At 35.7% G+C, this 24,133-nt stretch carries 26 protein-coding genes and 1 pseudogene; 19 read left to right on the forward strand and 8 right to left on the reverse strand.

Going from position 1 to position 24,133, the window contains the following annotated elements:
* Positions 1–64 precede the first annotated feature (64 nt).
* Together LMD38_RS09675 and LMD38_RS09680 are read right to left on the reverse strand one after the other, a co-directional pair.
* A protein-coding gene (locus LMD38_RS09675; RefSeq protein WP_228920043.1) for an IS3 family transposase occupies positions 65–1,398 on the reverse strand; the annotation gives its coding sequence in 2 pieces (ribosomal slippage) (positions 65–1,011 and positions 1,011–1,398; 1,335 coding nt in all).
* 127 nt (positions 1,399–1,525) lie between these two features.
* Positions 1,526–2,491, reverse strand: coding sequence for a quinone oxidoreductase family protein (locus tag LMD38_RS09680; protein ID WP_062822159.1), 966 nt, complete (start codon positions 2,489–2,491; stop codon positions 1,526–1,528).
* A 122-nt stretch (positions 2,492–2,613) separates the two neighbouring features.
* Here LMD38_RS09680 and LMD38_RS09685 point away from each other — a divergent pair, with 122 nt between their 5' ends.
* The 3 genes from LMD38_RS09685 to LMD38_RS09695 all read left to right on the forward strand — a co-directional run bounded on the left by LMD38_RS09685 (position 2,614) and on the right by LMD38_RS09695 (position 4,805).
* The gene (locus tag LMD38_RS09685) at positions 2,614–3,507 is read left to right on the forward strand and encodes a LysR family transcriptional regulator (RefSeq protein ID WP_000403884.1); all 894 of its coding nucleotides are present in this window, start codon (positions 2,614–2,616) and stop codon (positions 3,505–3,507) included.
* Positions 3,508–3,798: 291 nt separating this feature from the next.
* Positions 3,799–4,311, forward strand: a complete 513-nt coding sequence (locus LMD38_RS09690; RefSeq protein WP_062822160.1) for a DUF2690 domain-containing protein — start codon at positions 3,799–3,801, stop codon at positions 4,309–4,311.
* Between the two features lie 17 nt (positions 4,312–4,328).
* The gene (locus LMD38_RS09695; RefSeq protein WP_000765226.1) at positions 4,329–4,805 is read left to right on the forward strand and encodes a DUF2690 domain-containing protein; all 477 of its coding nucleotides are present in this window, start codon (positions 4,329–4,331) and stop codon (positions 4,803–4,805) included.
* A 236-nt stretch (positions 4,806–5,041) separates the two neighbouring features.
* Here the strand turns inward: LMD38_RS09695 and LMD38_RS09700 are convergent, their stop codons facing one another.
* The 3 genes from LMD38_RS09700 to LMD38_RS09710 form a co-directional block, all read right to left on the reverse strand.
* On the reverse strand, positions 5,042–6,478 hold the full coding sequence (locus LMD38_RS09700) for an IS4 family transposase (protein WP_001053964.1): 1,437 nt from the start codon (positions 6,476–6,478) through the stop codon (positions 5,042–5,044).
* A gap of 557 nt (positions 6,479–7,035) precedes the next feature.
* Positions 7,036–7,470, reverse strand: a complete 435-nt coding sequence (locus tag LMD38_RS28700; protein WP_049113272.1) for a hypothetical protein — start codon at positions 7,468–7,470, stop codon at positions 7,036–7,038.
* A gap of 6 nt (positions 7,471–7,476) precedes the next feature.
* A complete protein-coding gene (locus LMD38_RS09710) occupies positions 7,477–7,680 on the reverse strand; it encodes a helix-turn-helix transcriptional regulator (protein WP_049113274.1) in 204 nt (67 codons plus the stop codon).
* Positions 7,681–8,065: 385 nt separating this feature from the next.
* On the opposite strand from LMD38_RS09710, the gene LMD38_RS09715 reads away from it, so the two are divergent.
* From LMD38_RS09715 to LMD38_RS09745, 7 genes and pseudogenes are all read left to right on the forward strand, one after another.
* Complete coding sequence (locus LMD38_RS09715) at positions 8,066–8,260, forward strand: helix-turn-helix transcriptional regulator (protein ID WP_049113278.1); 195 nt, start codon at positions 8,066–8,068, stop codon at positions 8,258–8,260.
* Between the two features lie 139 nt (positions 8,261–8,399).
* Positions 8,400–8,876, forward strand: a complete 477-nt coding sequence (locus tag LMD38_RS09720; RefSeq protein ID WP_049114111.1) for a small multi-drug export protein — start codon at positions 8,400–8,402, stop codon at positions 8,874–8,876.
* Positions 8,877–8,893: 17 nt separating this feature from the next.
* A complete protein-coding gene (locus LMD38_RS09725; RefSeq protein ID WP_049114110.1) occupies positions 8,894–9,562 on the forward strand; it encodes a GOLPH3/VPS74 family protein in 669 nt (222 codons plus the stop codon).
* Positions 9,563–9,604: 42 nt separating this feature from the next.
* Complete coding sequence (locus tag LMD38_RS09730; protein ID WP_062821227.1) at positions 9,605–10,528, forward strand: ABC transporter ATP-binding protein; 924 nt, start codon at positions 9,605–9,607, stop codon at positions 10,526–10,528.
* Entirely contained in the window at positions 10,528–11,304 is a 777-nt protein-coding gene (locus tag LMD38_RS09735; protein WP_062821226.1) for an ABC transporter permease, read from the forward strand. Before LMD38_RS09730 ends, LMD38_RS09735 begins: the two co-directional genes overlap by 1 nt.
* A gap of 10 nt (positions 11,305–11,314) precedes the next feature.
* Positions 11,315–12,058, forward strand: a complete 744-nt coding sequence (locus LMD38_RS09740) for an ABC transporter permease (protein WP_062821225.1) — start codon at positions 11,315–11,317, stop codon at positions 12,056–12,058.
* A gap of 149 nt (positions 12,059–12,207) precedes the next feature.
* Positions 12,208–12,327: pseudogene (locus tag LMD38_RS09745) on the forward strand (CPBP family intramembrane glutamic endopeptidase); the annotation flags it as partial.
* A gap of 214 nt (positions 12,328–12,541) precedes the next feature.
* Here LMD38_RS09745 and LMD38_RS09750 read toward each other — a convergent pair.
* Positions 12,542–13,036 (reverse strand): DinB family protein, encoded by a 495-nt coding sequence (locus LMD38_RS09750; protein WP_062821224.1) that lies wholly within the window; start codon positions 13,034–13,036, stop codon positions 12,542–12,544.
* A gap of 196 nt (positions 13,037–13,232) precedes the next feature.
* On the opposite strand from LMD38_RS09750, the gene LMD38_RS09755 reads away from it, so the two are divergent.
* Together LMD38_RS09755 and LMD38_RS09760 are read left to right on the forward strand one after the other, a co-directional pair.
* Positions 13,233–13,688: a DinB family protein gene (locus LMD38_RS09755; protein WP_062821223.1), complete on the forward strand. Its 456-nt coding sequence runs from the start codon at positions 13,233–13,235 to the stop codon at positions 13,686–13,688.
* 191 nt (positions 13,689–13,879) lie between these two features.
* A complete protein-coding gene (locus tag LMD38_RS09760; RefSeq protein WP_062821222.1) occupies positions 13,880–14,917 on the forward strand; it encodes a DUF4003 domain-containing protein in 1,038 nt (345 codons plus the stop codon).
* A gap of 124 nt (positions 14,918–15,041) precedes the next feature.
* Here LMD38_RS09760 and LMD38_RS09765 read toward each other — a convergent pair whose 3' ends face one another.
* Positions 15,042–15,806 carry a DUF817 domain-containing protein gene (locus tag LMD38_RS09765; RefSeq protein WP_062821221.1) on the reverse strand — a complete coding sequence of 255 codons (765 nt, stop codon included), beginning with the start codon at positions 15,804–15,806 and terminating at the stop codon, positions 15,042–15,044.
* A 275-nt stretch (positions 15,807–16,081) separates the two neighbouring features.
* On the opposite strand from LMD38_RS09765, the gene LMD38_RS09770 reads away from it, so the two are divergent.
* The 5 genes from LMD38_RS09770 to LMD38_RS09790 all read left to right on the forward strand — a co-directional run bounded on the left by LMD38_RS09770 (position 16,082) and on the right by LMD38_RS09790 (position 20,233).
* Positions 16,082–17,116 (forward strand): FecCD family ABC transporter permease, encoded by a 1,035-nt coding sequence (locus tag LMD38_RS09770; protein ID WP_062821220.1) that lies wholly within the window; start codon positions 16,082–16,084, stop codon positions 17,114–17,116.
* Entirely contained in the window at positions 17,117–18,133 is a 1,017-nt protein-coding gene (locus tag LMD38_RS09775) for a FecCD family ABC transporter permease (protein WP_062821219.1), read from the forward strand.
* A 21-nt stretch (positions 18,134–18,154) separates the two neighbouring features.
* Positions 18,155–19,063, forward strand: a complete 909-nt coding sequence (locus LMD38_RS09780; protein ID WP_062821218.1) for an iron-hydroxamate ABC transporter substrate-binding protein — start codon at positions 18,155–18,157, stop codon at positions 19,061–19,063.
* A 211-nt stretch (positions 19,064–19,274) separates the two neighbouring features.
* On the forward strand, positions 19,275–19,826 hold the full coding sequence (locus LMD38_RS09785; protein WP_228920267.1) for a GNAT family N-acetyltransferase: 552 nt from the start codon (positions 19,275–19,277) through the stop codon (positions 19,824–19,826).
* Between the two features lie 179 nt (positions 19,827–20,005).
* The gene (locus LMD38_RS09790; RefSeq protein ID WP_001047304.1) at positions 20,006–20,233 is read left to right on the forward strand and encodes a coiled-coil domain-containing protein; all 228 of its coding nucleotides are present in this window, start codon (positions 20,006–20,008) and stop codon (positions 20,231–20,233) included.
* Positions 20,234–20,343: 110 nt separating this feature from the next.
* On the opposite strand, the gene LMD38_RS09795 is transcribed toward LMD38_RS09790, so the two are convergent.
* On the reverse strand, positions 20,344–21,669 hold the full coding sequence (locus LMD38_RS09795) for an ArsB/NhaD family transporter (RefSeq protein WP_062821216.1): 1,326 nt from the start codon (positions 21,667–21,669) through the stop codon (positions 20,344–20,346).
* 720 nt (positions 21,670–22,389) lie between these two features.
* Between LMD38_RS09795 and LMD38_RS09800 the strand changes: the two genes are divergently transcribed.
* Both LMD38_RS09800 and bshB2 read left to right on the forward strand, forming a co-directional pair.
* A complete protein-coding gene (locus LMD38_RS09800; protein WP_000407043.1) occupies positions 22,390–22,740 on the forward strand; it encodes a YojF family protein in 351 nt (116 codons plus the stop codon).
* A 15-nt stretch (positions 22,741–22,755) separates the two neighbouring features.
* Positions 22,756–23,418: a bacillithiol biosynthesis deacetylase BshB2 gene (gene bshB2, locus LMD38_RS09805; RefSeq protein WP_228920269.1), complete on the forward strand. Its 663-nt coding sequence runs from the start codon at positions 22,756–22,758 to the stop codon at positions 23,416–23,418.
* Positions 23,419–24,133: the final 715 nt, after the last annotated feature.

Raw genomic sequence — 24,133 nt, forward strand, 5'->3', positions numbered from 1 at the left:
AAAAATAAGAAAAGGAAGATAGAGAAATAATCTGTACCCTTTGTAAAGGACATTTTAAAAAAAGTTAGGCGGCATCAAGAAGATGGTTTCTGTATTCGACAGGAGTCATCTTCTTTAAATTCCACTGATATCTGTGCTGATTATAGTATTTCATATAGTCTTTAATTTCTTGTTTTAACTGTGTGAAAGATGTACAAGTTTTGATGTGTGCTTCATCTTTAAAGTGCCCGAAAAAAGATTCTTGTGGGGCATTATCCCAACAGTTTCCTCGCCTTGACATAGATTGTCCCAGCTTTAATTTTTTGACTAATTTTTGATAGGTAGGACTTGTGTAATGAGCACCTTGATCAGAATGAATATAGGCATCTTGCGTTAATCGTACCTTCTTATTCTTCTTTAGTTTGTGCAGCGTCGTCGTTGCGATATCTAAGGTAAGTCGTTCTGAAACATGATACGCCAAAACTTCATTCGTAGACCCGTCTAGAATAGTAGATAAATATCCTTTTTGATTCTTACCATAAAACAGGTATGTGATATCTGTAAGAAGTACCTTTCCCGGTACACCTTGCCTAAATTCGCGTTTTAATCGATTGGGTACCACGAAGTGTTCTTTCGTCGCTTTCAACATTTTTTTATAGGGATTTTCTCTACGAATAGGACAGATTATCCCATATTTTTTCATGATTCTACGGATGCGTTTCAAATTGTAGACAACTTGAAATTGACCCGCCAATGTCATTTTGATCTGACGAGCCCCCTTTTTTCGGTTTTTAAATCGAAATGCCTTTAATATAATCTCTTTCCCTATTTCATCTTGATGTATTCTTTTCTCTCGCCGACTTTGAGAAATGGCTAAAAAATAATTATAGTATCCAGAACGTGAAACGCCTGCGACCTGACACAAATATCTCACCATATTTTTCAGGCGGTATTTTTCAATGATAGAACGAATTAATAGGTACTTTTGACTAGCGTGTAACGTTATTTCTTTCCCATCCTCCCTTCCATAAATTTGATCTTTTTTAACAGTTCATTTTCAGCTTTTAATAAGTTTCGTTCCGCTTCCAAACGTGCATATTTCTCCTCTAATGTAAGTTCTCTTTCTGACTTTCTTCCTGAGTTTTCCTTACGTGTGTCTCTTAAGCCCCATACACCGTTTTGCTTATAGGACGTACGCCATCTATTTCCTGATGACACAATACGTTGTAGACCGATGATATCTATATCAAAACCACATTCTTCAAAAATAATACGAGGTGGTTTACCCTGTTCATTTTCCTTAATAAAAATACGCTTGAATTCATCGGTATAGGTAATTCCTTTTTGGCTTACCGATTTTACGTATCGATTTTTTGATAATATTTGAATTTCCTTTTCTGTAAGCAATTTTTTCGTCATTTTGAAATTTCTCCGATTCTCATTTTTCTCTCATTATACAAGAAATACCCTATAGAATAGACTTTTTTTAAGTGTCTATTCTATAGGGTACAGTTTAAAATCTAGCTTCCTTTTTTTACTGGAACGATTATGGGATTAATAAAATCTTCCCTGTACTTTTTCTGCTCTCTAATAATTCATGTGCACGGGCACCGTCTTGTAAAGAGAATGTAGTAGGGCTCGCAATGTTTAATTTTCCACTTGCGATCCAATCAAATAATTGAGTAGAGCGTTTTTTTCGTTCTTCAAAAGTAGTAAGCACATTCCAAAGGTCTCCGCCAGTTAAAGTTTTTGAAGTATCCATAAGCATACGCGGATCAACTGGCGCAGGATTACCACCGGCCATTCCGTAAAATACGACAGTGCCACCAGTTTTAGTAGCGCTAAAACTTTCCTCTAATGTAGAACCTACTGATTCATATACAACATTTACTCCAGTGCCGTTTGTTATTTCAAGTACTTTCGCAGGCCATGCTTCCGTATATAAAAATACGTGGTCAGCACCAGCTAATGTAGCTATTTGTGCTTTTTCTTTTGCTGACGTGAGGCCGATTACCTTTCCGCCTAGTAGTTTAATGATTTGAATAAGAAGTTGTCCAACACCACCAGCTGCGGCATGGACTAAAGCTATATCACCTTGTTTTATTTCATAGCTATCTTTCGTTAAATAATGTGCCGTTAGACCTTGTAATAAGACAGAAGCGGCTGTTTCAAAAGAAATAGAATCTGGAAGCGGGATTGCTTTTTTTGATGGAACGGCAACTAATTCTGCATTTGCAAATGGAACGTCAGCAAATGCAATGCGGTCTCCAGGATTAATATTCGTAACGTCAGCTCCTACTTTTTCAACAATACCAGCGCCTTCATAACCTAATATATAAGGTGGGTTGCCAGCGAGATGATAATCACCGCGGCGTCTATAAATATCGGCGAAATTTAAACCGATTGCTTTCGTGCGGACAAGAATTTCATTTGGATTTATGATTGGATCATTTAGTTCTTTATATTGTAGTACATCCGGATTTCCAAACTGTTCGAAACAAAGTGCTTTCATATGGAATACCTCCATTATATTGTTTGTCGATGCTCTTTATCATACAATATAAATATCAATAGACAAAGAGGATTATTTCGATGAAATCAATCGGGAATATCGATTGAAAAGAGGGATGATAAATGGAGATAAAACAATTAATTACATTTAAAGTAGCGGCAGATACTTTGAACTTTACACAAACTGCGAAGAAATTAAACTTTGCTCAATCGAGCGTGACAGCGCAAATTAAAACGTTAGAAGCTGAGCTAGGTACGCCGTTATTTGAAAGATTAGGAAAACGCCTTTTCTTAACTGAAGCGGGCAGAAAGTTTCAACTATATGCCGACAAGATGATTGCACTTAGTAACGAAGCGAAGGTGGCTGTGAAAGATGATGAGGAAATAGCAGGTACGTTAATAATCGGTGCGCAAGAAAGCCAATGTACATATAGACTTCCTTCTATATTAAAGAGGTTTAAAGCGCAATTTCCTCAAATAAAACTTATATTTAAACCAGCGCATTCCAATAAAGATGCGAAGGAACAATTGATGGAGGGAAAAGTCGATCTTGCATTTATTTTGGACGAATGTAAAACAGAAGATGTTTTACATGTGGAGCCGCTTATGAAAGAAGAATTAAAAGTAGTAGCTGCTCCAGGGCATCATTTACTCCAGCAAACTTCCGTTTCTATAAAAGATTTAGAGAAGGAAACACTTTTATTAACAGAACTAGGGTGTTCATATCGAATTTTATTTGAAGAGTTATTCCGCATCCAAGATGTGTATCCAGTAAATAAGATTGAGTTCGTTAGTGTAGAGGCAATTAAACAATGTGTGATTGCAGATTTAGGTGTAGCAGTTTTGCCAGCGATAGTAGTAGAAAAAGATATACGAGAGGGAACGATAAAAGAGTTACACCTAGACAATACTATCAATCCAATTTTCACACAAATTGCTTGGCATAAAGACAAATGGATGACAGTGCCACTGCAGCAATTTATTGATGTAACGAGGGAGTTTTTTACAACAGACTAAGTGGAGAAATATTTATTTTATATAAAAGAAAAAATGGCAATTTTGTATAAAAGAACTGATGCTTGCATGGAACAAGTATCGGTTCTTTATGTTTTAAATAAAGGATGTTTTCAAATGTGTATTTCTCAACTTTTTTCTTAAAAGGATAAGTAAATTTCTTCGTATATTCCAATAATCGTAAGGGAATTTACAACGTTTATTCGTTTCTGTAAGATGCCTCTAGGCAGCACGAAAGGAGGGGCGTACATAGGGGATAGATATACGTACTTATTTTGAGGGAGGAGATTTACAATGTTTAAAAAGTTAATGAAAGTATGTGTGTTAAGTGTAGCGAGTGTAGGGGTATTATTTAGTTTTCAAGGAAGTACATTTGCAGCTACCGATCTGAGTAGTTATTATGACGGGAAAAATCCAGCAACAACGAAAGTATACGGAGGCAGTACAACATGTGATGCAGATGGATTTAATGCAAAGTCTACAGCGGTGTATGAAGGTAGTAAAAAAGTAGGAACAGTGTATTTACGTTACAGTAATAAATGTCATGCGGCATGGTCTAAGCTTGTTTTAGATCAACCAGCACCTTCTGTTTCTGGAGGAGTATATGCTTACGCTGTTATTAATAAATATAAAAATGGTGTATTTCAAAAATCAGTAGATTCTAATAGTGGTAATGGAGCAATTAAAACGGGGCAAACGAGCACCTATACAGGAATGGTATTTGATTTAACTGCTGATTTTGGTTATACAGCTGATGCTGAAGCGGTGACGATTAATAATGGCTACGGGAAAACTGCACGCTATTAATAAAGGAGTGGAATTCTATGAAGCTTTTTAAAAAGGTAAGCGCATGTCTTTGTCTGGCATTGCTCGTTGTAACTAGTATGTTTAGTACGACGAATAATGATAAAGCATTTGCAGAAGACCATTCATATGATGGAAAAAGCCCTTACTACAATAGCTGTGACCAATCAGCAGTAACGAAAGAAAAGAAGTGGATTGATTCCAATTCTTATGTGGAATTAAAATTTAGCACAACGTGTAAGACAGCATGGGCAAAAGTTACTGTAACCCGCCCAGCAGTATATAATAATGAAGCTGATGCAAGAATTGTAAGAAAAACAGATGGAAAGGCATATACTTGTGGAAGTGCTGGAGGAAATGGTGTTGTAAATAAAGGGCAAACATCATGCTATACGCCAATGGTATATGATTTAGATCCAAGAAAGGCACAAGCGCAGGGGAAACATGCCATTCCGAATAGTGATGCTTATAATTATGCTGAGACTATTTGGTATTGATACGATTATAAATGTGTTAAGAGCTGTTATTTGATATAAAAAAGAAAGAGCCTTACTACATTTTATTGTGGTAAGGTTCTTTAAAATTGTTTAATAGGGGTCACCATACATGCCCATCAACTTAAGAACGAAAACAAAATGAACTTTCGTTCAAACAAACTAAAAAACACGTAATGTACTTTTGGTATTGAAAAGTACACACACCAAATAAACTCTAACGAGTTTCATTTTAAAAATTATGCAGCTTTCTTTTGTTTTCCAAACCCATTATACTCATAGACAACACCCATAATATCAAAGATAGTTTTCTTCTCATATCGATGAGATTTCCGTCCATTCTTCTGTAGGAGGTCGAACAAACGGATTAAAATCTTTGTTAGATTTTGGGTGTTTCTCTGTATCGCTTGATATAACAGCGATACATGATCTTGAATCATCCCAATGGCTTTATATTCACTTAATTCTCTTTTGTTCTTTTGCAAAAGAAGTTTACGCATCTTAAACATCGTAGAAGAACAGATAAAGATGGCAATAAGTCTTCCATACACATGACATTCTAATCGCTCTTTTTTGATAGTTTGCCAATGATGAATTTGAAATAAGGATTTCCACGTTTTAAAAATAATTTCTATTTGCCAGCGAAGGGAGTAAAAGTCATGTATTTGTTCCATCGGAACAACTCCTTCAGGCGTATTTGAGACATATATGTTGATACCCGTTAATCGTTTACTCTTTTCTGAAAATGTAATACCCTTTTTACTTTCAGTGTAACTTTGTTTTTTTCTACGTTCCTGTATCTGTTTGTCTGTTAAACGATAGATAATTACACGTGTGAATAGTTTTTGATTCTTTCCAATGTAAGCTTCTTTTATTTCGTATGTTTGACCGGGTTTTAAATTGTTCATAATATGTTCTAAATCAACTTGGATATACTGTGATTGCTTTTTTACGGTTCCGTTTCGAAAGTATTCTGGAAACGGATTTTTTACATACACGGTATGGTTTAATTTTAATCTGGATATATAATAAGCACCTCGTTGATCCATTTGATCTAAGTCTTCTAATGAAAAATAACCTAAATCACGGATACATAAATCGCTTGGACGTAATGTGTCTAAGCATTCTGTTCCAAAGGTCTTATCATTATTTTTTCCTGGACCTATCTGAAAGTTTAGAAACTGTCCGCTATGTAAGTCATATTCTAATTGAATCTTGATACCCGCTGTTTGTGCACAACCACCTGATCCAGGATATACATGGGCTAAATGTTTTGGTACTTGGAAAATCGTCGCATCTAAAATACGAATTCGTTGAAAATACGTGAGCGCCGCGCTTGAAATGGCCGATGTTTCACAGATTTTACTTTTCCATAATGCCGAAAAAATATATTTCAAAAATTCAACCGCTTTTTTATCAAAGCGTTTATTGAGTCCTTCTGGACTCATAAGAGTGCCTGTGGCCGCATGTAATTGACTGCATAGTCGAACAAGCGAGTCACTCGCTGTACGTTGACTTACCCAAATACATATGGTAGCTAATTCATTTCCAGAAAACTTTCGTTTTCTTTTTACAAAACCCAATTCTTTTGCGAGTTCTTCCAAAAGAGAAGGGGTTAAATGACGATACAGTTCTTCAGAAAATAGTTGTAATTCATCTTGAATCGAAAGATTCATAAAAAATGTCACCCTTTCTAGCTAGCTTTTTAGAAAGAATAACGTTTTTTGTCACTTGGGGGTAGTGAAAATTCTTAAGTTGATGGGCATGGGGTCACCATATCATTTCGGGAAAATTGTACGTTTAGACACAATTTGGACACAAAATAACCGATTCCCTGTACGTTAAGGGATCGGCTATTTTTTTATCAAGTTAATTAATAACTGTCTTATTAAAGTACCACTTGTCAGCATCAATGTATCTAGAATCATATGAAAAGCTATTCAAATTTTCGATAGGAACTTTTCATTTACATAATCCTTGTTAGAAATTTGCTTATCGTAACACAGCTCTTATCGCTGCGAAATAAAGTTTGATCCAAAACATCTCGCAAACCCGTATTTTACGATAAATAAGAAGAAACCATTTTGAAAAATCTTTAATCAAAATGGTTTCCTCTATACCATATCTAGATGTTTTTTATAATTCTTTAATCGAATAGGTACATCTTTTTGATAAACGGTACGACTTTTTAAAAGCTACAACTGTTTATTTCTTTCTCGAACTTTTGTATTGTTCAGACAGACTTTAATACGTAAACAGTAGTTAACCAATAAACAATGTATTGCCCTATACCTAATACACCAATGCTTAATAATGGAACAAGATTATTTTGAGAAAAGATAAAACAGATTAGTACAGTAACTGGAATAGCAAAGGTGTAGTATATGTACACATTACGGCAAGCCTTAAATGTTACCCACTGTTGCCCTTCATCCATTTCGCGAAATTCCGGTGGAACTATGCTCATTGATTTAATCTTATTTTTAGGATTTCTTCGGTTATAAAGGTTTATAAATAAGGACCATCCAAACGTAAAAAATATTAAAATTCCAAAACATAATTTAGCCAGAAATACCTGTGTATTCATTAGAGACAGTAACAAAAATGCAGTAATAAATACTAATAAGCTCATAGGAAAAAATGGTGAACGTAAAATATGATTCAACATAAAGAATTAATCCTCCCCTTTTAAATAAAATACATCTTCTACAGAAACATTAAACGATTGGGCTATTTTTAATGCCATCGTAACTGACGGGGAATAGTCCCCTTTTTCAATTAATCCAATTGTTTGTCTCGTTACTCCAATTGCATCAGCTAAGTCTTTCTGAGTCCACCTAAAACGGGCGCGTAATTCTCGAACTCTATTTTCAAGCATTCAAACTTCCCTTTCTTATATCGATTCAATACCTTAATTGTAATGGATGTGTTATGAAATGCAAATAATTATTTGCATTTTGTTATAAATAATTGCATGAATTAAACATAAATGATCCCTTTCATAATTAGGACGGCATTATGTTTCTGCAATAACAATTGTGTGCGAAGTCAATAAAAATTAAACCACCTGTTCCTAAAGGAATATAGGGAACGAATGGGTTAAGTGTTTTGATGTGGGGGGCCCGTTTTCAAAGATCACTTCATAAAAATAATTTCCTAAATACATTTAGGCAATTATTTTTTACAAAATGCAAAGGATTATTGACATTATTAATCGCTTAATTTATTATAAGCGTAGTTAAATTATGGAAAGGACTAGTGGGATGCTAATTAATAAAGTCAGAGAAATGCGTGCACGCCACAGATGGTCTCAGCAAGATTTGGCTAAAAAAATTGGGACCACAAGACAAAAGATTGGATTAATTGAGAAAGGTGATTATGCACCTTCCATAACGTTAGCCTTAAAAATCGCCAAGGCTTTTCAAGTCACAGTAGAAGAAGTTTTTTTCCTTGAATAAGGTCTCTTATTATTCCAATATTTTTATTTATTCTGCTAGTTACTTTTTTTTATTTCTTTCCTGTATAACCCCTAGGATGAAAAGCAGCTATTTGTTGACGATTCGTAATTTAAATAAGGATTAAAAAGGAGGTGATGTAATGCTTGAATGGGCACAAGACCAAACGACTGTCTGGCAATTCATTGTAATTTTCATTGTTGCTTTCGCTCCTTGGATGGATGTATCTATTGTAGTTCCTATCGGTGTGGCATGGGGACTTCCGCCGCTTGGAGTTGCAATAGTTGCTTTTACAGGTAACTTGTTTTTAGTTTTACTGCTAGGATTTTTCTTTAAGCAATTTTACGTATGGAGAGAAAAAAGGAGAAAAGCAAAAGGAATTACGGCTCCCTCCAAACAAGAAACAAGATCCAGAAAAATTTGGGATCGATACGGTATTCCAGGTCTAGCACTTCTTGCGCCAATTTTTGTCGGTACTGATATTGCCGCTGTTTTAGCTTTAACATTTGGTTCCTCTCGGACACAAGTGGTAAGTTGGATGACTGTTAGCTTAGCTGTTTGGACAACTATCTTCACTATCGGCTCCATGTATGGCTTTAGCTATCTAAACATTATTTAATATAGAGGGGTGAATTTATGGAACATCGGCTTTCTTTGCCAGAAGAAATGGTTCTATTAGGGGCGAATCATCTCCGTTTGAAATATCGTTCATACACAGAAACATATAGTGTTGGATCTATATTTATTGACCTACTTATAAAAAGGAAAATAGAGTTGGATACAAAGGGAAAAGTTATAGTTGTTGATGCTGATACAACTGGAGATGATTATTTGGACCAAGTTATCCTTATTCTTGTCAAATCATTTAGAACGAGAAAATTAAAAGCTTGGATTAAGTATTTCCATTTCAAAACCCGGTTACGAGGAAAGATACACAATTCTATTCTTCAAGAACTGCAAAAAAAAGGGGCAATCACCTTAGGTTTAAAAGTTCCTTTTCTACCTCTACGAAAAATCACCGAGATTAATCAATCGCGAGAACAAGTTGTTAAAATGATTCATTCTCAGCTCATCTATAATAAAGTTCCTGATGAACAGACAGTTGTTCTTTTATATTTGCTGAAAGAGACAGGATTATTAAAAGATTATTTTAACTCAAAAGAAAGAGCAGAAATAATGAACTGTATAAATGAGCAAAAAGACCAGCTTTCAATTGATATAAATTCTATTCAACGGATTGAAAAAGCCATACAGGATATTACAGCTTGTCTTGCCTCTTTAGGTGGGGCACTAGTGACTCCTTAGACGGTAATTATTCCTTAATTAAATAGTGAAGGGAGATACAAAATGAACTCACTAATTATCAATACAAATAATCTCACAAAGACCTACAAAAAAAATATAGTTGTAGATTCTTTAAACATGAAAGTCAGTCAAGGTGAGATTTACGGATTTTTAGGTCCGAACGGTGCAGGGAAAACTACGACTATTCGTATGTTGCTTGGTCTTATTCGCCCCACTAAAGGTGATGTGAAGATATTTGATCAGGATTTAAAGAAGGATCGCTTGTCAATTTTAGGGAAAATTGGATCTCTTGTTGAAACACCGACCTACTACGGTCATCTCAGCGGATATGAAAATTTAGAAGCTGCCAGGCGACTGCTGCGAATAGATAATACAGATAGAGTAAAGGAGGTACTCAAAATTGTTCAGCTAGAAGGTGCCAAGGATAAAAAGGTTAAAAATTATTCCCTAGGAATGAAACAAAGGTTGGGTATTGCAACCGCTTTGTTAAATCGCCCACAGCTTTTAATTCTAGATGAACCAACCAATGGTCTTGACCCTGCTGGTATTCATGAAATACGTGAACTTATTAAAGAAATGCCTGCAAAGTTTGGAATGACCGTTTTGGTTTCAAGCCATTTACTTAGTGAAATAGAGTTGATGGCAACTCAGGTGGGGATTATTCAAAACGGGAAGATGCTTTTTCAAGATTCTATTGAGATTCTAAGGAAAGAAAGTGAACCTAAAATTAAAATAAAAGTCGATAAGCCTTTGGAAGCAGCTAGTTCTCTTAACCATAAAGGCATTGAGGCAAATTTTGAAGAGGAAGAAGGGACTGTGTATATTCAAGAATCTTCACCATCTATAGCCGGGGAAGCCAACAAGATACTAGTAGAGGCTGGATTTACAGTCTCCCGCCTGGAAGGTATGAAAAAGTCACTTGAAGATATCTTCTTAGATCTTACAGGGAAAGGACAGAGCTTATAATGGGACCGATATTCTCGTCCGATTTAGTTAAAATAAAACGTTCATGGTTTTGGGGACTTGTCCTATTTTTCCCTGCTGTATTAGTAGGAGGGGTAACTCTGCTACTTTTGCTGAATGCTGGTGATATACAGCAGGAGGTCTCGGAAGGTAGGAGTTATAACATTTGGGGTACCATATGGATGATTACATTTTACGGCAACTATTTTATTATCCACCTTTCCGTTACAATTTTATGCTCGTATATTGCTAATTTAGAGCACCAGGCAAGGTCGTGGAAACTTATCTTTTCTATGCCAATATCCAAGACTCAATACTATTGGACGCGCTACATGTGGATATGCTTTGGTGTCCTATTTTCGGGGTTATTTTTAATGGGTGCTATGTGCCTTTCTGGATTTTTATTTGGAGGGAGCGCTACATTTAATGCCTCTAGAATCTTTTATTTTACAATGTTTCCATATCTGACTTCTTTTGCTCTTATTGGGCTGCAGCTATGGATGTCCATGGTATTAAATAATCAGGCGATACCGATGATGATGGGAGGAGTAGGAATAGCCTTGGGGCTATTTTTGATTCAGCTGCCGGGGGTTACACAATATCTTCCGTGGGTCCTGCCATACCAAGTAACATTTTCAAATGAAAATATCATTACTGATTTTTCTAGTATAGTTAATTCCCCTAATTACCAGTGGGAATGGGTTTGGATTAGCCTTGGCATGGGCTTATTTTTCACTATCATTGGATCGATACATTTTTCCAATAGAGAAGTAGATTAGGAGGAAGAGTATGTTTAAAGATGTATTATGGAATGATTGGCTGAAGCTTAGGAACTATACGCAAATTTGGCTGATTATTCTGATAACACCTCTATTTCTTACTGTTGTTGGAGTGGCCAACTATGTTACTCATATCCATGTTTTTGAAGAGAATGGAATGGTAGGATGGACGGGGGCATGGACCCAAGTCGAGTTTTTGTATGGAACTGTTCTTTGTCCACTACTTTCAAGTGTGTATCTGGCAATACTCTGCCGTTTTGAACATGCAAATGGGGGGTGGAAGCAACTTTTGTCCTATCCTATTCCAAAAGTATACTTTTATCTATCAAAGATGATATGGGGTTGGCTGTTGGTAGGAATGACAAATGTTATGATGTTTTTGTATTTCCTTATATTAGGGAAAGTGATGGGGGTGACAGGAACATTTCCATATTTCGAATTTTTAGGCCTGTTTCTAAATGGGTGGTTGTCCATTCTGCCTCTTATAGCCCTTCAAACCTGGCTGGCGATACAATGGAAAAACTTTTCTCTTCCAATTGCCTTGAATTTTGCTTTTATAATTCCGAATATCTTTGTGACAGGTTCAAAGTATGGAAGATATTATCCTTGGTCACAGCCTGCTTATGCTATGACACCCGAAAATCAACTTGGATTTACACAGACAACCCAAGATTTGTACCTAGCAGTAATAGGTGGTTTTCTCTTGTTTAGTTTAGCTGGAGTCTGGAATTTCATGCGTACTGAAATGAAATAAATACCTATCCAAAATAAGGAGGGAATTATAGTGAAAAAAGGCACCATTATTACCATTATGGCGGTAGCAGTAGTTGTATTAGCTCTCTTATTCTTTTTTGGACCTTTAGGGGAAATGTTTGTATAAACAGGATGGCACGCACATTTCGAAAAATGTACGTGCCAAATGATAAAGTGTTACCAGCGTTTTCAACTTTTATTTTCGGAATTTTCGTGTTTGTTTTGTATACATTCATAATAAAAAGAAAGAACCTCTTATTGATTAGGTAACTGAAATTATAGAAGGAAACATATTAATATATTTTTTATGGATATGAAACTAGTTAGTAAGAACACGACACAAACATAATTAAAATATATTACAAGTTTGTGCCGCAAAAAAATTGCAAAACTATAAACAACATCAAAAAGAATGAAGGGCCTTTCCATATATATAAACACTGCTAACGATAGTTATAGTAATTCATTTGTTTGAACGATTGAATTAATTAAGATTAAGATCTGTATCAGGAGGATTGTACCCAAGGTGACGAGCCATAGATACAATTTGGCCTTTATGGTGAAATTCATGCGTTTCCGTATGAGTTAAAAGCCATAGCGGAGTTATGCTCCAAGGCTCTTTTTGCCATTTCACTTCATTTGCTATATTTTCGAGCCACCGGTCGTTGTATTCCTCTAAAAACCGTTGTACAGTCTCATCTACTAACTTAAATCTAGCACGGACTTTCTCTACATCTGCATGCTCAATTTCATCATCACTAGCAAATGAAAAATCTGCTCGCTTTTGCTTAAATGCGAATGATCCAAGCCAGTATCGGTAGCAATCAGCTACATGAATATGGGTCTTTATAATACTACCGTTTCCGAAATTGGGAACAGTGCTATGTAATTTTTCTAGCGGGATTTCTTCCAAAAACGAAAATAAAGTTTCTCTTGTAGAGCTAATAAGGTGATATTGCTGTTTTAAAACATGTAACATGAAATTAACACTCCTTTTTTGTTTACTAAAATATTTGTGCAGTAAGTAATTCTATATTTACGAGGGGTGAACCTTTTTATTAAGCATATTAGGTGTATTTATTAATTGTTTCTGATAGATTATACAAGGTGAAACTTTAATAAGTTGAACATTCTTAGTTCATAATAAATTGTGCATCAAGAGGGAGAACGATAAGATGAATAGATTAGTTGGTTTAAAACAATTTGAAATAACGCGTGGGGAATTGTTTAAATTTATGGAGACGCTAGACGATAAAACTGCGGATACGCAGCCGAATGGTTTTAATAATACAATCCGCTGGCATATCGGTCACGTTTTAACGGCAGCAGAAGTTTTTATGTTTGGAAAAGAATTCAAACAATTACCAACGGAATATCCAGGTATGTTTGGATATGGATCAAGACCATCTAAATGGAAAACAGAAGGACCGTCATTAGAAGTATTAATGGCCCAATTAAAAGAACAAGCAAAACGTATTAACGAAATGCCAGCAGAAGCATTTGAAAATAAACTGCCAGAGCCATTCTTAGGACTAGAAACAGTTGGTGAGCTATACGGCATGATGCTTTATCATGAAGCGGATCATATTGGGCAAATGAAGGCGATGGAACGTATTATTAAAGCTCTTTAGTCTTAATTGCATATAACAAGCAATACAGGTGTAATGTTAAATAATATATACAAAAAAGGTAGATAAATTATTATCTACCTTTTTTGTATAACTTCTTGAAGGATTAGGGGGGATCATCGTGCTACTGATGAAGAAGGACAAGAAACCTTCTAATTTTTAAGATGTGATTATGAAATAAGGTATTCCTAAATATGGAATATACGTATAATAAAAGAGAAGAACTAGAAATAGGGGTGAATACTATGATTACATTAGAACAAAAGCTGGAGCAATATATACATACATATTCACAGTTAAAGGGAGAACTAAAATGGAAAACGAGTGATCCTCGAACAGGAATGATGATTGCTGCTATGTATGCAAGTAGTGATAAATTGCTTGATCTCAAACGTTTTTTAGAAATTAGTAGTTATATTAAGAATGAGGCAGGAATGTTTTCATACTTAAAGTCTTATCATCGCTTTGTAGTGGCTGCAACATTAGATATTCACTTTACAGATTACAAGAAAGCTTTTCGGAAGTTTTTAGATTTATATGAACAATTGGTCGCTGGTGGTTTTAGCCGGAGTATATTTACTTATCTTGCAGCAGCTGTGCTTTTAACAGAAGATAATGAACATCATGGCACGCACATTCAGCGTTCGATGCAAGTATATAAACGTATGAAAGAGGATCATCTTTTTCTAACAGGTACAAATGATTATCCGCTCGCGGTTTTATTAGCGGGACAATCAGAGCATGTAGAAACACTTATGGATCGAGTGGAGCGTCTTTATCAGAAACTAGCAAAAGCTGGCTTGTGCAAAGGGAATGACCTCCAATTTCTAAGCCATATTCTTTCACTAAAGAAGGATGTCAGGGAAGAAATATTAGTTGCAACATGCACAAACATATGGAATTTGTTAAAGCAAGAAAAGGTAAAAGTGAAACAGATGCATTACCCAGCAATCGGGCTATTAGCGTTACTTGAGGATGGAGAAAAAGAGATTCATTCTATTAAAGCGTTGATTGAAAAATTGCAGGGAGAGAAATTATTCCGTTGGCATACAGATACGAATATTCTTATTGCTATTCAACTGTTCGTAAGTCAGAAAGGTGAGGAAAGTAAAGCTACCAACACAGGTTTACAAACTATGATAGAAGTCCTTATCCAAGCACAACAAGCAGCTATGATGGCAACGATTGCCGCTTCATCTGCAGCAACTTCTTCAGCTAGTAGTAGTTCATAATGTGCAACTGCTTATGCTATTGTAAATTATAACTCCTTTGATAAGGACGGTTTAAAAAATATTACTAAAAAAAGCCCATCACCCTCTAATGAGTGATGGGCTAACTGTTTTTACATAATCAGTATTATCTTTTCGACTCTTTCAAATGTTTGAGTTGTGTAACAATCATAATGCTAATAACAACGAGTAAAAACCATGAGCTAATTTTACTAAAGTGGACGAGATCCCACGCTTCCCGTTGATTTGGATATTGCCATGCACCGAAAAATGTTGCGATGTTTTCTGCAATCCAAATAAAGAATCCGATAAGAAAAAAGGAGAGAACGAGCGGCATTTTATATGTAACGCCTCGTAATGAAAATTCCACAAATGTCCGAAAGAAAACGATGAATAGAAGTAAAGTTAAGAACCATCTAAAATCGTATAGAAAATGATGTGTGAAAAAATTGAAGTAAATCATTGCTCCTAGAGGTATTACAAAAATAGCTTTCGGCCAATGATGCATTTGCAAATGCAATCTTCTCCACGCTTGGCATATGTAACTTGCAACACTTGCATACATAAAGCCGCTGTAAAGTGGAACTCCAAAAACCTTTGAATATGCCTCTTCCGGATAACTCCATGAACCGAAATGAACTTTATATATTTCTAGTAAAAGGCCGATGAGGTGGAAGACAGTAATTACTTTTAATTCGTCTTTCGTCTCAAGGCCAGTCTTGTACATAACCCACTGCATAAGAAGGCATACGATGAGTATGAAATCGTAGCGATATAACCCTGGGATCGAAAAGATTTTTGAAAGGGCTAGTGTTAAGAAAATAACGACTGGGAATAAGCAGGATAATGCTTGTTCATAAGTAAAATAGAGTAGTTGTTTTATATATAACATTGCATCACCTTGGATATTTTTATTTGAAAACTCAAAATAATGATTAAGTATACTACACTTTTAAAAATAAGCTAGTATTCTATTTTGCGTGTATTTGTAAGTTTTGGAAGGGAATTGTAATAAGTATTTTAATATTTAACAAAGTAAAAAAATAGTTTGCTATTTAAAAAAAGTGGCGATATAATATCTAAATGAAAATGATAATTATTATCAATAATAATTACAAATAAAAAATAATTATAAAAAACAACTGAATATAAAGGATGAAATGAAACATGTTACATAAGCCTGCTGTATATGCTGGCAATAATCGCTGGCTACATATTAAGTTCATATGTTTCATGAGCTTAACAATTTTATCTTTAATCGGCTCTATATTTTTAGCAGTTGCATTTGGTGCAAAGGATATCCATTTACAAACCGTATGGACAGCGGTTTTTGATTATAATCCGAAATTAACGCAGCACCAAATTATTTATGAATTAAGACTCCCAAGGGTAATTGGTGCAGCAGTTGTAGGAGCGGCTTTTGCAGTGGCTGGAGCTGTTATGCAGGGAGTAACACGAAATCCTTTAGCGGATGCAGGTGTGCTTGGCATAAATGCAGGTGCGATGTTTGTAGTAGCACTTAGTTTTGCCTTTTTCCCGCATATGCCGTATTCCTATTTAATGATTGTCTCCTTTATTGGAGCGGTCTTAAGTACAGTGCTCATTTTTATTATCGGATCAGCAACATCAGGCGGATTAACACCGATGAGATTAACAATCGCTGGGGCAGTTATGGCTGCGCTTTTACATTCGTTAAGTTCAGGTGTCGCGATTTATTATGACTTAAGTCAAGATTTAGCTTTTTGGTACGCTGGTGGTGTTGCAGGGGTTAAGTGGGAACACTTGAAATTTTTAGTTCCTATTATTCTCATAACAATTCTTTTTGCAACAGTGATAGGGCGGTCTATTTCACTCATATCAATGGGGGATGACGTCGCTACGAATTTAGGAGTAAAAACGAACCGAACGAGAATACTAGGGATGATTATAGTAGTCATTCTTGCAGGTGTATCTGTTTCAGCTGTTGGCTCTATTGGATTTGTAGGACTAGTTATCCCGCATATTGCTAGAAAATTAGTTGGTGTGAATTATCGACTCATTATTCCTATGTCAGCATTTTTAGGAGCCATGTTATTAGTTTTAGCTGACTTAGGGGCAAGAACAGTAAATCCTCCTAAAGAACTTGCAATAGGAATTATGGTGGCTCTTGTTGGAGTTCCGTTCTTCCTCTATATAGCACGTAAAGTTGGGAGGGAGTTGTAAGTGAAGAAGATTTTAAACACAGATAAAACGAGAGCCGTTACTGTAACTACAATATTTGGTTGTATTAGTATCGCTGTCATTTTGCTTAGCTTAAATACGGGGACACTTAGCATTGCACCGCTCAAAGTAATTCAAACGCTTTTCGGTCATGGTGATTTTGAGAGTGCAACCGTGCTATACGATTATCGTATGCCAAGAATTATAATCACAATGTTAGCTGGTATTGGCCTTGGGATTTCCGGTGCGATTTTGCAAGGGTTATCCCGTAATGCATTGGCCGATCCTGGTATTCTTGGACTGCATGCAGGTGCATCTTTCGGGCTAATTATATTCGTTACTTTCTTTCATTCTATTAATGAGAATGCATCGATTTTAATACCGTTATTTACATTTGGCGGAGGAGTATTAGCTGCATTTCTTATTATTTTACTTGCGAGTGATCGGTCAAAAGGTTTACTTCCCATTAGACTTATTCTCGTTGGTATTGCCGTTTCAGCTGGCTTTAGTGCAATTTCGTTATTTTTCTCTCTCAAGTTAAATGATGAGACATATACATTCGCTTCTAGATGGCTAGTTGGTAACGTGTGGGGAAGGGATTGGATTCATGTCTTTGCATTATTACCTTGGATAGTCATACTAACCCCTTATGCGTGGCTAAAATCTAAAACGTTAAATGCATTGTCACTAGGTGATAGTGTAGCAGCAGGACTTGGTGTTTCTGTTCAAAAAGAACGGTTATTACTTTTAGCTACAGCGGTTGGATTATCTTGCGCAAGTGTATCGATGGCAGGAGGAATTGGTTTTATCGGTTTAGTTGCTCCGCATATCGCAAGGAAGTTAGTAGGTACTACATATCAACACTTTCTTCCTTTAGCTGGCATTATCGGAATGATTATTTTAGTACTAGCAGATACGATAGGCCGTTCTATATTTGAGCCAAACTCTATTCCAGCTGGTGTAGTAGTGGCCGCATTAGGAGCACCGTATTTTCTTTATTTACTTACAAAAACAAAATAAATACTTCAAAGAGGAGAACATATGAAAAAGAAACTTACTATTTTATTTAGCATCATGTGTATTTTATTATTAGCAGCATGTGGTCAAACGAAATCTAATGAAGAGGCAACGAAAAAAACGGAAAAAAGTAATGACCCAAAAATTGCTTCAATGTCTATTCATTTAACAAATGATTTACTTGCATTAGGAGTTACACCAGTAGGTTCTGTAATTGGTGGAGATTTAAAAGATTTCTTACCACATGCAAAAGAACAACTGAAAGATACGAAAAAACTTGGTGTTGTAACTGATCCGAATATGGAAGCATTACTTCAATTAAAGCCTACTGACATTTATGTGGATGAAAAATACGCGGGTAAAGATGTAGCGAAATACGAAAAAATTGCAAAAACGCATACTTTCAATTTAGATGAAGGTACGTGGAGAGACCATTTAAAACAAGTTGGTAAACTTGTAAACCGTGAGAAAGAAGCGGATCAATATATTCAAGATTACGAGGAGCAATCAAAACGAGTAAAAGGTTTAATAGATAAAGAGCTAGGTAATAACGAAAAAGTAATGGCAATTCGCGTTACTGCAAAAGAATTACGTGTATTTAGTACGAAAAGACCGATGGGACCAATTTTATTCCAAGACTTAGGATTACAACCTGCAAATGGTGTAGAGAAAATCGATGAAAAACGTCCTTTCGAAGTCATTTCACAAGAAGTATTACCTGACTTTGATGCAGATGCGATTTTCGTTGTTGTAAATAGAGACGATAAGGCAAAAGCTGCATTTAAACAACTTCAAGAAACACCAATTTGGAAAGATTTAAAAGCTGTTAAAGGCAAGCACGTATACATTATCAATGACCAACCATGGCTTGATTATTCTGCTTTAGGAAACAAAATGGCAATGGATGAAGCTGAGAAAATGTTTACGAAATAATATCGATTCGTTGTTCGGAAGATCCTCTAAATTTTGAGGGTCTTTTTATTGTTAGAATAAATAAAAAATTATACAATGAACGTAATTTAATGCAGAGGAGATGTGCCAATGTCAGCGCTTATTGTAAGTATCCCGTTTATAAAGCAGTTTATGGAACAAGGGGATAGATAGGCTAATAATTATCCCCGTTATTAAAAAGGGGGAGTTTGAAATGACAATGAATCTTTTTCAAAATAAAACGATTAAATTAACAGCTATGAGAGAAGCAGATGCTGAAGTAATGGCTATGTGGCAAGAGGATAGTGAGTATTTAAGAAATGTCGATACAGATGTAGCATTTCCACAATCGTTACAAGAAATAGCAAGTGATGGGTTATTAAAGGGACGGAGATCGAATAGTGTATCTTTCATGTTGAGGACAGTTCAAGAAGATCGTTTAATTGGTTTTGTTGCAATTCATGGCATAGAGTGGAATAACAGAACGGGGTTATTAGCAATTGGTATAGGAGATGCAAATGATAGAGGAAAGGGATATGGAAGAGAAGCAATCCATCTTATTTTAAAGTATGCTTTTTATGAATTGAATTTACACCGCGTTGGTCTTGATGTTATTTCTTATAACAAAGCTGCTATTGAGTTGTATAAAAAGATGGGTTTTCAGATGGAAGGCTGTATGAGAGAAGCAGTGCAAAGAGATGGGAAATGTTTTGATCGTATCATTATGGGGATACTGCGGGATGAATGGATAGAGCTGCAAGATTAAAAATGCATTCTTATATGTGTAAAATGCAGGAGATATAACGATAATTGGCGAATTTTTACAATGTACTGATTGAACTTATCCCGCGTTAACTGTCCGTAAACGTCCGATTGGTTCAACTAATAATAAGTGGGGGATGCCCCCCACTTATTAAAGTTTCACTTTATAAGGAGTCATGCAAAATGAATTTAGAAAAAGCAAAACCAGTAAATGAAGAGGTCGCTGAATTGAAGGAACTAATTAAAGAATTACACGGAAGTGTACATCAACTTCAAAGCGAAGTGCAGCAACTAAGGCACGAAAGACCGGTTGTTGAAGTGAGGAAAGGTGTTCAACTATCACCAACAATCGTTGGACAAATTGGTGGTATGATTTTAGGCGGATTAGCAATTATCGGTATATTTTGGTGAACGAAAAAAGGTATGCAGTTTAGCGCTGCATACCTTTTTCGTTGTCGTTATTTGTCGGTAAGTCGATATTCTCTGTCGAATCGTCGATATAATTTCATGCAATACAACTTTTACATTAAATAACGTAAATATATATAAGCATGTGATAATAGTAATGCAATGATTGTTAACGGCAAACCAATTTTTAAGAAGTCCATATAAGAGAAAGCATGTCCTTCACGTTTAGCGATACCAGCAACGACTACGTTTGCTGATGCTCCGATTAACGTTCCGTTTCCTCCTAAGCAAGCTCCAAGTGATAATGCCCACCATAGTACTTCGATTTGCGGAGAATCGACAGATAGTCCGAGCCCTGTAGCTAAATCTTGAATAAGTGGGATCATCGTTGCGACAAATGGGATATTGTCAATTGTCGCAGATGCGGTCCCTGATACCCATAAAATAAGTATAGCGGCAAAACCGATATCACCATTCGTTACGTCGAGTACTTCTTTTGCGAGTGAAGAAATAAGTCCGATATCAATTAACCCGCCAACGAGAACAAATAGTCCAGCGAAGAAGAAAATAGTTACCCATTCAACGTGGGCAAATACATCTTCAATATCGTGTTCTTTTACTCCAATTAGCATAAGAAGTGTAGCGCCTGTCATCGCGACAACCGCAGCGTCTACATGAATAACAGAATGAAGGATAAACCCTAAAATAGTTAGTCCCAAAATCGTGATCGATTTTAAAAGGAGGCTTTGATCTTTAATATAATCTTTTTCATTTAATGACATTAATTTTTCGATTTGCTCAGGTGTTGTTTTTAGTTTGTTACGATACAGGAAGTAAATAATGCCAAGTGTCACGATAGAAATAATAATTACGATAGGAGCTAAGTTAAGTAAAAAGGCATTAAAGTCTAAATGCTTATTTGCTGATCCAATCATAATATTAGGTGGGTCACCGATTAATGTTGCTGTTCCGCCTATATTTGAAAATAATACTTCTGAAATCAAATAAGGAACAGGATTTACTTTTAAAATACGTGTAATAGATAGTGTAACAGGTACGATTAATAAGACGGTCGTTACATTGTCCAAAAATGCAGATCCGACAGCAGTTAATAGGGATAGCAGTAATAAAATACGGATTGGTTTTCCGCCAGCTGCCTTCGCTGCTTTAATGGCCACAAATTCAAAGACGCCTGATTGACTCGTAATATGTACGAGAATCATCATCCCAATTAAAAGAGTGATCGTTTCCCATTGAATATGTGATGTGAAAGCGGTATGTAATTCAACAACTCCAAAAATAATCATAATAGCAGCACCGAATAGTGCGATTACAGCACGATTCAATTTCTCAGAAATAATAAATCCGTACGTGACTAAAAATACGGCAATTGCAAAATAATATTGCCAATTTGCTACTTCATGTGCTGATTGTTCCAATCATGTCACCTTCTTTAAAGTATGTATTTAATTGTCAAAATGTATCTCGCTGTATTCATACGGGATAAAATATATTGTAGCAAATTCAAAAAAGAAAGAAAACTATTTAACAAAGTGAAGGAAAAAATGATGATTTTACAGATTTTCCGAATAGGAAAGCCCACTACGGTGCGATAGTACCCCCTTTAGGGGTGGATGATAGTGAGGTCAAATGCGATGTACAGATAAAATACCGAAAGTATGTTCTGTACATCGAGTATTTGAAATGGTATAATTTTCATAACAGACAAGTAAAAGTCTCTAAAACAATCTTGTTCTCTGAAAACAGAATACATATGAGGTTGGAGTAACAAATTCTTCTACTCCGCAAAATGTATTGAGTCGTCAAGTACAAGACGCTAAAACACATTTGAGAACTCACAATCTGACTCGTTTGGTAATAGAACGAGTGCCGTATCTGCTAGATGCACTGGATACGGAGTGGTGATGGCACACCGCAATCTTGCACGTCAGCGATACTAGAAATAGACGTCGCCTTTGGTAGCAAGAATCCCATTGACGTTAGTCAGCTTGCGGCTTTAGCCGTGGGAGTGTCAAATATGATATAAAAAAATGAAGAAACACAGTGCAAATTATTAGGAAAAGTGGGCGTTGTCCTCTAATATAGAGATAGCAATTTACATTATTTTTGCGTAAAATGGTTTAAAGAGGTGAATTCCGATGGAAATAGTAAAAGATAGTTCTCTTATTCAAAATGAAATTGAACGTTTTGTAAATAAAGATGTATATATTCATTTAGAAACGACGAATGGAGCGTACGCGTCACACTTTAATGAAAAGATGATGACAGTTGGAGCATTCATTCGAAATGCAATGATTCGCTTTGAGCGCGGAAAGATTACTGGAACAAACCCATACCGAGTTGGTCTAAAGATGGATCATGGCTGGGTATATGCAGAAGGTATTACGCACTGGGAAGTAGACGATAAAGAGCGTTTATTACTTGCAGGGCACGATAACCAAGGCCGCTTAGCAGTTGCACTTGAGTTAAGCTTAACGCCATTTAAGTAAGAAGGAGGGAAACTTATGGAGAGACATGTACTTGTTGTATTTCCGCATCCAGATGATGAAGCATTTGCGGCGGGAGGAACAATTCGCTTATTAACAGATCAAGGAGTACCTGTAACGTATGCGTGCGGTACGCTAGGACAAATGGGACGTAACATGGGTAAGAACGTATTTGCTAACCGTGAAACGATTCCGAATATCCGTGAAAAAGAATTAAAAGATGCATGTGAAGCGATGGGAATCAAAGATTTAAGAATGCTTGGTTTCCATGATAAAACGTTAGAATTTGAAGATGTTGATTTCGTTGCAGACAAAATTGAAGCGATTATTCAAGAAGTAAATCCATCTCGAATTATTACATTTTATCCAGAGCACGGCGTACATCCAGATCATGATGCATTTGACCGCGCTGTAGTTCGAGCTGTATCACGTATGTCAAAAGAAGAACGTCCAGTTATTCATGCGGTTGCGATTACGAAAAATCGCGAAGCTGTACTCGGTGAGCCGGATGTTGTAAATAATATTAGTGAAGTATTTGAGCATAAATTAGCTGCACTAGGTGCGCACCGTTCGCAAACAGAAGCGATGCTTGAAGAAACACACGCGAAAATTAAAAACAAAGATGCAGCAACATTAAAATGGTTGCAACTGGAACAATTTTGGACTTATAAATGGGAGTAGACTAGAAGGGTATCTTCTAGTAGCTCTTACATAGAAAAAGCACCGTCATTTGTGACGGTGCTTTTTTGTGCTATTAACAATATTAGCATCATCCCTTTCTAAAGATAGGACAGCTTTAGCTACTTTCTTACTAGAATGAGGATGTTATAAGAAAGTTTGTTGCTTTTATCATTATTTGGAATCTGTATTATTACATAAAGTTCAAGTGGAGAAGAGAGTATACTTTTTGTATGGTGTAATAAAGATATAGCCCGCCTACAGAAATAGGCAGGCTATTTTTTATAAAGAAAAGACAACTTAAGGCTAGAGCCCTTGTTAAGAAATAGGGTGAAAACAAGATTTTTTAACGAGAGATAAGGTCGTTCAACAGATAAAGATATCGTATTTGAAACACGTGATTATTCGTGGGTTAAGTTATATTTTTGATAAAAAATCTTTAAAAAGCATTACAATTCCTAGAAGAGATAAGACTTCAATCGAAAACCAAAATACACTTTTTTGAGGTTTTTTAAATTCCATTATTATGGAGAAAAATAAAAAGATAGCAATGAGAAAAAAAATTAAGAGACGAAGTATATCAAACATCAATAGCACTCCTAATAGTTAATTTGTTTCACTATATAGTTATTTCCAATATTACAGAACTTAAGAAGCGACTAATTAATATTAAAGCAAAAAGTTCTCAGAATCCATGAATTAAAAATGAAAAAATTTG

It is taken from the genome of Bacillus pacificus (genome assembly GCF_020861345.1).
Taxonomy (GTDB): Bacteria; Bacillota; Bacilli; order Bacillales; family Bacillaceae_G; genus Bacillus_A; species Bacillus_A pacificus.

What these genes read in the sequence shown, in the direction of transcription:
- LMD38_RS09680 (WP_062822159.1), bottom strand. Translation starts at nt 2,491, where the DNA reads ATGAAAGCACTTTGTTTCGAACAGTTTGGAAATCCGGATGTACTACAA.
- LMD38_RS09685 (WP_000403884.1), top strand. Translation starts at nt 2,614, where the DNA reads ATGGAGATAAAACAATTAATTACATTTAAAGTAGCGGCAGATACTTTG.
- LMD38_RS09690 (WP_062822160.1), top strand. Translation starts at nt 3,799, where the DNA reads ATGTTTAAAAAGTTAATGAAAGTATGTGTGTTAAGTGTAGCGAGTGTA.
- LMD38_RS09695 (WP_000765226.1), top strand. Translation starts at nt 4,329, where the DNA reads ATGAAGCTTTTTAAAAAGGTAAGCGCATGTCTTTGTCTGGCATTGCTC.
- LMD38_RS09700 (WP_001053964.1), bottom strand. Translation starts at nt 6,478, where the DNA reads ATGAATCTTTCGATTCAAGATGAATTACAACTATTTTCTGAAGAACTG.
- LMD38_RS28700 (WP_049113272.1), bottom strand. Translation starts at nt 7,470, where the DNA reads ATGTTGAATCATATTTTACGTTCACCATTTTTTCCTATGAGCTTATTA.
- LMD38_RS09710 (WP_049113274.1), bottom strand. Translation starts at nt 7,680, where the DNA reads ATGCTTGAAAATAGAGTTCGAGAATTACGCGCCCGTTTTAGGTGGACT.
- LMD38_RS09715 (WP_049113278.1), top strand. Translation starts at nt 8,066, where the DNA reads ATGCTAATTAATAAAGTCAGAGAAATGCGTGCACGCCACAGATGGTCT.
- LMD38_RS09720 (WP_049114111.1), top strand. Translation starts at nt 8,400, where the DNA reads ATGCTTGAATGGGCACAAGACCAAACGACTGTCTGGCAATTCATTGTA.
- LMD38_RS09725 (WP_049114110.1), top strand. Translation starts at nt 8,894, where the DNA reads ATGGAACATCGGCTTTCTTTGCCAGAAGAAATGGTTCTATTAGGGGCG.
- LMD38_RS09730 (WP_062821227.1), top strand. Translation starts at nt 9,605, where the DNA reads ATGAACTCACTAATTATCAATACAAATAATCTCACAAAGACCTACAAA.
- LMD38_RS09735 (WP_062821226.1), top strand. Translation starts at nt 10,528, where the DNA reads ATGGGACCGATATTCTCGTCCGATTTAGTTAAAATAAAACGTTCATGG.
- LMD38_RS09740 (WP_062821225.1), top strand. Translation starts at nt 11,315, where the DNA reads ATGTTTAAAGATGTATTATGGAATGATTGGCTGAAGCTTAGGAACTAT.
- LMD38_RS09750 (WP_062821224.1), bottom strand. Translation starts at nt 13,036, where the DNA reads ATGTTACATGTTTTAAAACAGCAATATCACCTTATTAGCTCTACAAGA.
- LMD38_RS09755 (WP_062821223.1), top strand. Translation starts at nt 13,233, where the DNA reads ATGAATAGATTAGTTGGTTTAAAACAATTTGAAATAACGCGTGGGGAA.
- LMD38_RS09760 (WP_062821222.1), top strand. Translation starts at nt 13,880, where the DNA reads ATGGAATATACGTATAATAAAAGAGAAGAACTAGAAATAGGGGTGAAT.
- LMD38_RS09765 (WP_062821221.1), bottom strand. Translation starts at nt 15,806, where the DNA reads ATGTTATATATAAAACAACTACTCTATTTTACTTATGAACAAGCATTA.
- LMD38_RS09770 (WP_062821220.1), top strand. Translation starts at nt 16,082, where the DNA reads ATGTTACATAAGCCTGCTGTATATGCTGGCAATAATCGCTGGCTACAT.
- LMD38_RS09780 (WP_062821218.1), top strand. Translation starts at nt 18,155, where the DNA reads ATGAAAAAGAAACTTACTATTTTATTTAGCATCATGTGTATTTTATTA.
- LMD38_RS09785 (WP_228920267.1), top strand. Translation starts at nt 19,275, where the DNA reads ATGACAATGAATCTTTTTCAAAATAAAACGATTAAATTAACAGCTATG.
- LMD38_RS09790 (WP_001047304.1), top strand. Translation starts at nt 20,006, where the DNA reads ATGAATTTAGAAAAAGCAAAACCAGTAAATGAAGAGGTCGCTGAATTG.
- LMD38_RS09800 (WP_000407043.1), top strand. Translation starts at nt 22,390, where the DNA reads ATGGAAATAGTAAAAGATAGTTCTCTTATTCAAAATGAAATTGAACGT.
- bshB2 (WP_228920269.1), top strand. Translation starts at nt 22,756, where the DNA reads ATGGAGAGACATGTACTTGTTGTATTTCCGCATCCAGATGATGAAGCA.